The following is an 895-nucleotide window of genomic DNA, read 5'->3' on the forward strand; positions in this document are numbered from 1 at the left end:
ATTTTAACTCCGTTAATCAAACAGTTAACTGAAGCTGCATTGACGGCGGAGCTGGACTCCTATCTGGCGAATGATATTGACGCTAACCGTAAAAATGGCTCTGTCTAAAAAAATATCAAAACTCCCACCGGCAGCTTTGAACTGGCCACGCCCCGTGACCGTAACAGTTCTTTCGAACCGCAATTAGTGAAAAAACATCAGACTACGCTCTCCGATGAGATTGAGCAGAAAATCATTCGCATGTTCGCGCTGGGAATGAGCTACGCCGATATCAGTCGCGAAATCGAGGATTTATACGCTTTCAGCGTGTCCAGCGCCACCATCAGCGCGGTGACGGATAAAGTTATTCCTGAGTTAAAACAATGGCAACAGCGCCCGCTGGATGCGGTTTATCCCTTCGTCTGGCTGGATGCCATTCATTATAAAATCCGTGAAGATGGCCGTTATCAGAACAAAGCGGTTTACACCGTGCTGGCCCTGAATCTGGAAGGTAAAAAAGAGATTTTAGGTCTGTATCTGTCTGAAAATGAAGGGGCTAACTTCTGGCTGTCAGTGCTGACTGACCTGCAAAACAGGGGCTTAAACGATATTCTGATTGCCTGTGTCGATGGCCTGACCGGATTCCCGGAGGCTATCAACAGCATTTACCCGCGAACCGAAGTCCAGCTCTGTGTTATTCATCAAATACGTAATTCAATCAAATACGTAGCCTCAAAACACCACAAAGCGTTTATGGCGGATTTAAAACCGGTTTATCGTGCGGTATCAAAAGAAGCGGCGGAAACTGCGCTGGACGAACTGGAGGAAAAATGGGGGGCGCAATACCCGATGGTGTTGCAGTCCTGGCGCAGGAAGTGGACGAATTTATCAGGATATTTCCGTTATCCGGCGACTA

Annotated in this window: 1 pseudogene; it reads left to right on the forward strand. The window is 47.6% G+C overall.

The features are described from left to right. Positions 1 to 895: pseudogene (locus FTA91_RS06060) on the forward strand (IS256 family transposase); the annotation flags it as partial.

The sequence above is a fragment of the Yersinia thracica genome (assembly GCF_902170565.1).
Taxonomy (GTDB): Bacteria; Pseudomonadota; Gammaproteobacteria; order Enterobacterales; family Enterobacteriaceae; genus Yersinia; species Yersinia thracica.